7 protein-coding genes and 1 pseudogene are annotated in these 6925 nt (G+C 69.8%); 3 read left to right on the forward strand and 5 right to left on the reverse strand.

Annotated features, from left to right (window positions below):
- From C882_RS21775 to C882_RS21795, 5 genes and pseudogenes are all read right to left on the reverse strand, one after another.
- Positions 1-246: pseudogene (locus C882_RS21775) on the reverse strand (hypothetical protein); the annotation flags it as partial.
- 31 nt (positions 247-277) lie between these two features.
- The gene (locus tag C882_RS21780) at positions 278-529 is read right to left on the reverse strand and encodes an SHOCT domain-containing protein (protein WP_236262734.1); all 252 of its coding nucleotides are present in this window, start codon (positions 527-529) and stop codon (positions 278-280) included.
- Positions 530-533: 4 nt separating this feature from the next.
- Complete coding sequence (locus C882_RS21785; protein WP_009542860.1) at positions 534-1448, reverse strand: c-type cytochrome; 915 nt, start codon at positions 1446-1448, stop codon at positions 534-536.
- A complete protein-coding gene (locus C882_RS21790) occupies positions 1448-2065 on the reverse strand; it encodes a c-type cytochrome (RefSeq protein WP_009542861.1) in 618 nt (205 codons plus the stop codon). The genes C882_RS21785 and C882_RS21790 overlap by 1 nt, the downstream gene beginning before the upstream one ends.
- A gap of 34 nt (positions 2066-2099) precedes the next feature.
- Positions 2100-2441 (reverse strand): hypothetical protein, encoded by a 342-nt coding sequence (locus tag C882_RS21795; protein WP_009542862.1) that lies wholly within the window; start codon positions 2439-2441, stop codon positions 2100-2102.
- Positions 2442-2603: 162 nt separating this feature from the next.
- Here C882_RS21795 and C882_RS21800 point away from each other — a divergent pair, with 162 nt between their 5' ends.
- The 3 genes from C882_RS21800 to C882_RS21810 all read left to right on the forward strand — a co-directional run.
- Complete coding sequence (locus tag C882_RS21800; RefSeq protein WP_043647192.1) at positions 2604-2981, forward strand: hypothetical protein; 378 nt, start codon at positions 2604-2606, stop codon at positions 2979-2981.
- 69 nt (positions 2982-3050) lie between these two features.
- The gene (locus C882_RS21805; protein ID WP_009542863.1) at positions 3051-4784 is read left to right on the forward strand and encodes an efflux RND transporter periplasmic adaptor subunit; all 1734 of its coding nucleotides are present in this window, start codon (positions 3051-3053) and stop codon (positions 4782-4784) included.
- Positions 4781-6925: efflux RND transporter permease subunit (locus C882_RS21810; RefSeq protein ID WP_043647194.1), on the forward strand; the 2145-nt coding region annotated here is incomplete at its 3' end. The genes C882_RS21805 and C882_RS21810, both read left to right, overlap by 4 nt.

A 6925-nucleotide genomic window follows, 5' to 3' on the forward strand; every position in this document is an offset into this window, starting at 1 on the left:
GTCGAGCCGCACCCGCAGCGTCTCCCCCACGCGGTGCCGCAGGATCGGACCGGGCGCCCCGCCGTCGAAGCCCCACAGGCCGGCCGTCGGCTGCTCGGGGCCGAGCAATGGGGCGGAGACCGGCTCGGCGCGCAGGGTGCGGAAGCTGTCCGGGGCCGCTGCGCGGGTCAGCGTCGGTGCGGCGAGAAGGCCGGCGGAAAAGGCGGCGGAGGCGGCGAGGAAGCCGCGTCGGCTGATGGTCGTCATGGTGTCTCGTGTCCTGTTCTTCAGCGCGGCCTTACGGGCCGCCGCCTTCGACATCCCGCAGCGCGCGCAGGCGCTGACGGAAGGTCTCGTCGTCGATTTCGCCGCGCAGATAGCGCTCCGTCAACTCGTCCACCGGGCGGGGGCGCCGGCGCTCTCCGGCGGATCGGCCCAGGCTGTAGAGCCCGTAGCCAGCCAGCGCGATGACAAGCAGGAAGAGCAACATGGGCCAGGCGAAGAAGCCATGCCATCCCCAGCCGTGCATTCCGTCTCCGTTCCACCACATGGCGTCATCCTCCGTTGCGGTTCCGGGGTTCCAGAAGGTAGGTGGCGATGGCCTCCAGGTCTGCGTCGTTCAGCCAGGCCGTGCCGTCGCGCACCACCTCACCCATGCCGCTGCCAAGCGAGTCGCCGTCGGGGGTCAGGCCGGTGCGCAGCGCCGTCACCAGGTCGTCGTGCGTCCAGCCGGCTACCTTCAGCGCCTTCGGCGTGATCGCGGGAACCTTGGCGCCGCCGGGGCCGTCGCTGCCGCCTTCCAGAAAGCGGTCGTCGTCACGGCCGCCGAGCAGGCCGCGCGGCGTGTGGCACGCGCCGCAGTGGCCGGGGCCGGTGACGATGTAGGCGCCCCGGTTCCAGGCCTCGGAGAGTGCCGGGTCGGGTTCGAAGCGCTGGGGCTCGAACTTCAGCGCCCGCCAGACATGCAGGCCCTCGCGGATAGAAAAGGGGAAGGTGAGGTCGTTGCCGTCGCGCCCGCCTTGGGCCGGGGCGACCGTCTGGAAGGCCGCCCACAGGTCGGCCACGTCCTGATCGCTCATGCGGGTGTACATGGCATAGGGGAACGCGGGGTAGTATGGATCGCCGTCTGGCGAGACACCCTGGCGTACGGCGCGGGCGAAGTCCGCCACCGTCCAATCGCCGATGCCGGCTTCGGGGTGCTGGGTGACGTTGGGGGGCACGAAGCTGCCGAAGCGCGTTTCGATGGCCGTGCCGCCGGCAAGCGGCGCGCCGCCGTTCTCGGCATCCGTATGACAGCCGATGCAGCCGGACATGCGCGCGAGGTAGGCTCCGCGCTTGGGATCGCCCTCGGGGAAGGTGGCGGGTTCGGCGTTTGGCACGGCACTTTGAAGAACACCGAACCCGCCCACGAGCGCCAGCCCCACCGCAATGACGGCGAGGCCGGCAAGCAGTGGCTTGCGCAGGTGCATCAGTCCTTCTTCATCCTGTAGCTGTCATGGCAGGCGCCGCAGGTGTTGCTGAGCTGCATGAAGGCCGCTTGCGGGGGCATGTCGGCCAGGGCTTCGGGCGAGGGGGCGGCGCCGCCGCCCATCATGGGGCCCATGCTGGCGGAGCCAGCGCCCATCATCTCCTGCGTCGACGCGCCGCCCATCATGGCGTTCATGTCGGTCGAGGGCGCGCCCATGCCTCCGCCCGTCCCGTTGTCGGCGGCCTTCGCCAGGGCTTCGGCGTAGGTGGTGAGGTCTTCCGCAAGCGCCTTGAAACGATCCGGCTTGCTCCAGATGGCGGGCAGGGCCTCGGACGGGTCGTGCGCCGTGCCTTCGGGGAACAACGTTACGAGATCGTCGCCGCCACGCTCGGCGATGGCTTGCGCCTCGCGGCGGACGGTGTCGGCGTCGTAGGGGGTCTTGCCCTGCATCATGGCGGTCAGAGTCTTCATGCTGTCGCCCATGGCCTTCATGAGGTCCATGCGCTCCTTGACGATTCCGGTGGCGCCGCCGTGGGCGGAGGCATCGGGCGCGGCGGTCAGCCAAAGGCCGGCGGCCACGGCGCTGGCGGCAGCGGCAACGGTAACAGTACGGATCATTGTCGAAATCCTCGTGGTGTGGACGTTTAGGAGGTCACAGCACGGGATGACGACGGGGAGGGGGCGGGTCGGGCGCGGCCGTCTTGCCTTGCAACACGGTGTCCGCCGGCCGATGGAGCGTGACGGAGGCAACCGCCAGCCCGACGGCGGAGGGCGGCTCGGTCAGCATGCCGGCCACGGTCTGGCACGAGGGCATGCAGTGCCGGTCGTGGCTGCCGTCAGTGGGCGTGCCGGCGTCCTCGCCATGGTCGTGCGGCACCAGCTCATGCGCCAAGGCGTCCGCCTGCTCGGCCGCCGAAACGATCATCGGCAGGTTGAGCGTCAGCAGGGCCACCAGCAGGGCGGCCACGATGCGGAACGGCGTCTTCGGCGACATGGCGCGACTATGACACAGGTGCGCGGGTGCGGAAACCGTCTTGCAAATGGAGCGATGCCTCTTCATTCCCGTTGACGTGCCGCCAGGGCGCGCGTATCTGAGAGCGATATCGCCCGCGCCCGACCGCCGCCACGGCCGTCGTCCGGGCTTCGGAATCCCGACATGATCCATCGCCTGCTCCTCGCCTTTCTGCTCTGCACCGCCGTTCTCGGCGGCGTGGCGCCGGCGTGGGCGCACGAGCATCGCGGGGCGCAGATGGCAGCCGGCCACGGTCCGGCGCACGATCATCACCACGCGATGGCCGACGATGGCGCGGCGTGCACGATGGCCGAGGGCGGCCACGCGGGGCACGGCACCCCCGACGCCGCCGGCTGTCCCGGCGCGGCCTCGACCTGTGGCGGGGCTTTCGCCGGATGGCCGACGGTGGCGCTCGACATTCGCGCCCAGGAACCGGCGGCTCTACCGGAACCGGGGCCGGAGCGCCATATGACGGCGCTTGTCCTCTCCCCCGACCTGCGGCCTCCGCGCGCTTCTTCCTGACGCTCACCGCATCACGCGGCGCACCTGCTGCGCCGTTGACGGCCGTTATGGAAGAAGGACGCACCAACCATGTCCGCACGCATAGTGCTGGTCGCCGCCGTGGCGCTGGCCGCCGGTGTCGCCGGAGGTCTCGCCTACGAGCGCGGAAGCCTGTTCCCCCATGGCGCGGGCCGGACCGCCGCCGCCACGGAAAAGAAGATCCTCTACTGGGTCGCCCCCATGGACCCGAACTACCGGCGCGACGCGCCAGGCAAGTCGCCCATGGGCATGGACCTGATCCCGGTCTACGAGGGCGAGGAGCCGGGCGCCACCGGAGCCGATGCCGCCGATGCCGATGTCGTCCAGCTTTCATCGGCAGTCATCAACACCATGGGCGTGCGCACCGCAAGTGCCGAGCGCGCCGCCCTTGGCGGGGCGGTTCACACGGTCGGCTACGTGGCGCTGGACGAGGACCGCACGTCGCACGTCCATGTCCGCAAGGAAGGCTGGATCGAGGGGCTGAAGGTCCGCTCCCTGGGCGCGGAGGTGACGCAGGGCGAGGTGCTGTTCGAATACTTCTCGCCGGAACTGGCGGCGTCGTCCTTCGAGTACGTCCGCGACCTGGAGCGCGGCGACACCTGGGCCGGCGCCGGCGGGCGCGCGAAGCTCAAGGCGCTCGGCGTGTCGGAGCGCCAGATCGCGGAGATCGCCAAGTCCCGCAAGGCGGCGGAGCGCATCCGCGTCTACGCGCCGCAGGGCGGTGTGGTGGTGCAGCTCGGCGTCGGGGAGGGCATGTACATCCGCCCCGAGCAGACGCTCATGACCCTGTCGGACCTGGGCACGGTCTGGGTCATCGCCGACGTGTTCGAAAGCCAGTCCGACCGAGTGCGGCCGGGCATGGAGGCGGAGGCGCGTCTGGCGCACCTGCCGGACCGCGTGTGGAACGGCACGGTGGATTACGTCTATCCGGAACTGGACCCGACGACGCGAACGCTGCGGGTGCGCCTGCGCTTCGACAACGCCGACCTCGCGCTCCGGCCCAACATGTTCGCCTCCATCACGCTGGCCGGAACGGCGCGGGCGGAGACGGTGGTGGTGCCGGCCGAGGCGGTGATCCGCACCGGGCGCAGCGACCGCGTGGTGCTCGCGCTGGGCGAGGGGCGTTTCCGCGCCGTGCCGGTGACGGTCGGCTTCAGCGACGGCGCGCGGACGGAGATTCTGGACGGCCTGGATGACGGCGCGGAGGTGGTCAGCTCCGGCCAGTTCCTCATCGATTCCGAGGCCAGCCTGAAGGCCGGCTTCGCCCGCATGGAAGACCCCGCGGAGGAGCCCGCGCCGGAGGTCATCGCGGAGACGGCGGCGACGGTCAACGCGGTGGACGCGGAAGGCCGTACCGTCAACGTCAGCCACGATCCCATCCCCGTGCTCGGCTGGCCCGCCATGACCATGGACTTCGGGCTGGCGGACGGCATCGATCCATCTGTTTTTGCGGCGGGCGGCCTAGTTTCCCTTGGCATCGGGAAGGATGCCGAAGGCGCCTTCGTCATCGTTACCGCCCAGCCGGCCGCGCCCGAAGTGTGGGGTGAGGGCGTGGTGGATGCCGTCAAGGAAGACGGCCGGGTGCTCACCGTCACCCATGACCCGATCCCCGCACTCGGCTGGCCGGCCATGACCATGGACTTCACGGTCGAGCCGCCGCCCACGACCGTCCCGGCCGTGGGTGAGCGCATCCGCTTCGCGCTGGGCAAGGACGCGGCCGGGATGCCGGTCATCACTGAGGTCGCCGCGTCCGCCGACACGGCGGCGGCGGAGGTGACGCAATGATCGCCAGCATCATCCGCTGGTCGCTGCACAACCGCTTCCTGGTGGTGGTGCTGACCGTCCTGCTGGCCGTCGGCGGCCTGTGGGCGCTGAAGTCGACGCCCGTCGACGCCATCCCCGACCTGTCGGACGTGCAGGTCATCATCAAGACCAGCTATCCCGGCCAGGCGCCGCAGGTGGTGGAGGACCAGATCACCTACCCGCTGTCGACGGCCATGCTGTCGGTGCCGGGCGCGCGCACCGTGCGCGGCTATTCCATGTTCGGCGACAGCTATGTCTACGTCATCTTCGAGGACGGGACGGACCTCTACTGGGCGCGCTCGCGGGTGCTTGAGTACCTGTCGCAGGTGACGCCGCGCCTGCCGCAGGGTGCGACGCCGGCGCTCGGGCCTGATGCCACCGGCGTCGGCTGGGTCTACCAGTACGCGCTCGTCGACCGCAGCGGGCGGCATGATCTTGCGCAGTTGCGCGCCATACAGGACTGGTTCCTGAAGTACGAGCTTCAGACCGTTCCGGGCGTCGCCGAGGTGGCGACCATCGGCGGCATGGTCAAGCAGTACCAGATCGTCGTCGATCCGCAGCGCCTGCGCGCCTACGGCCTGCCGCTGTCGGCGGTGAAGGCGGCGGTGCAGCAGGCCAACCAGGAGACCGGCGGTTCCGTCATCGAGATGGCGGAGGCCGAATACATGGTCCGCGCCGGCGGCTACGTGGACGAGATCGCCGACCTGGAGGCGGTGCCGCTCAAGACCAGCACCGCGGGCACGCCCGTACTTCTGTCGGACGTGGCCGACATCCGCCTCGGCCCCGAACTGCGGCGCGGCATCGGCGAACTGGACGGGCAGGGCGAGGCCGTCGGCGGTGTCATCATCATGCGCTGGGGCGAGAACGCGCTGACCACCATCGACGGCGTCAAGGCCAAGCTGACCGAGCTTGAGGCCAGCCTGCCCGAAGGCGTGGAGGTGGTGACGACCTACGACCGCTCCGGCCTCATCAACCGCGCCATCGACACCCTGACACACAAGCTGCTGGAGGAAATGGTGGTGGTGGTGCTGGTCTGCGCCGCCTTCCTGCTGCACCTGCGGTCCTCGCTGGTGATCGTGCTGTTCCTGCCGCTGGGCATCCTGGCGGCCTTCACGGTCATGCGGCTTCAGGGCATCAACGCCAACATCATGTCGCTGGGCGGCATCGCCATCGCCATCGGCGCCATGGTCGACGCCGCCATCGTCATGATCGAGAACCTGCACCGCAAGATCGAGACGACGCCGCTGACCCGCGAGAACCGCTGGAAGGTGGTGGCGGAGGCGACGACGGAGGTGGGGCCAGCGCTGTTCTTCTCGCTTCTCATCATCACGCTCAGCTTCGTGCCGGTCTTCGCGCTGGAGGCGCAGGAAGGCCGCATGTTCCAGCCACTGGCCTTCACCAAGACCTACGCCATGGCGGCGGCGGCCATCCTGTCCATCACCCTGGTGCCGGTGCTGATGGGCTGGTTCATCCGCGGCCGCCACATCATCCCCGAGCATCGCAACCCGGTGAGCCGCGTGTTCATCTGGCTCTACCGGCCGCTTTTGGGCGGCGTGGTGCGGCATCCGCTGCTGATGGTGCTGGCGGCGGTGGTGCTGACGGCGGGCACGGTGTACCCGATGTCCAAGCTCGGCAGCGAGTTCATGCCGGAGCTGGACGAGGGCGACATCCTTTACATGCCGAGCCTGTTTCCCGCCGTCTCCATCGGCAAGGCCGGCGAAATCCTGCAACAGACCGACCGCCTGATCCGCACCCTGCCGGAGGTGGAGACCGTCTACGGCAAGGTCGGACGGGCGGAGACGGCCACCGATCCCGCGCCGCTGACCATGGTGGAGACCACCGTGCGCCTCAAGCCGCGCGAGGAGTGGCGGCCGGGCATGACCATGGCGAAAATCCGCGACGAGCTGGACCGGCTGGTGCAGATCCCCGGCGTCACCAACGTCTGGATCATGCCCATCAAGAACCGGCTGGACATGCTGGCGACGGGCGTGAAGACGCCGGTCGGCATCAAGGTGGCCGGGCCGGACCTGGACGAGATCGGCCGCGTCGCCGCCCGCATCGAGGACGCGGTGAAAACCGTCCCCGGCACCGCCTCGGCCTATGCGGAGCGCACCGTCGGCGGG

Origin of the sequence: Caenispirillum salinarum AK4, from assembly GCF_000315795.1 — a bacterium.
Lineage (GTDB): Bacteria > Pseudomonadota > Alphaproteobacteria > Rhodospirillales > Rhodospirillaceae > Caenispirillum > Caenispirillum salinarum.

What these genes read in the sequence shown, in the direction of transcription:
- C882_RS21780 (WP_236262734.1), bottom strand. Translation starts at nt 529, where the DNA reads ATGTGGTGGAACGGAGACGGAATGCACGGCTGGGGATGGCATGGCTTC.
- C882_RS21785 (WP_009542860.1), bottom strand. Translation starts at nt 1,448, where the DNA reads ATGCACCTGCGCAAGCCACTGCTTGCCGGCCTCGCCGTCATTGCGGTG.
- C882_RS21790 (WP_009542861.1), bottom strand. Translation starts at nt 2,065, where the DNA reads ATGATCCGTACTGTTACCGTTGCCGCTGCCGCCAGCGCCGTGGCCGCC.
- C882_RS21795 (WP_009542862.1), bottom strand. Translation starts at nt 2,441, where the DNA reads ATGTCGCCGAAGACGCCGTTCCGCATCGTGGCCGCCCTGCTGGTGGCC.
- C882_RS21800 (WP_043647192.1), top strand. Translation starts at nt 2,604, where the DNA reads ATGATCCATCGCCTGCTCCTCGCCTTTCTGCTCTGCACCGCCGTTCTC.
- C882_RS21805 (WP_009542863.1), top strand. Translation starts at nt 3,051, where the DNA reads ATGTCCGCACGCATAGTGCTGGTCGCCGCCGTGGCGCTGGCCGCCGGT.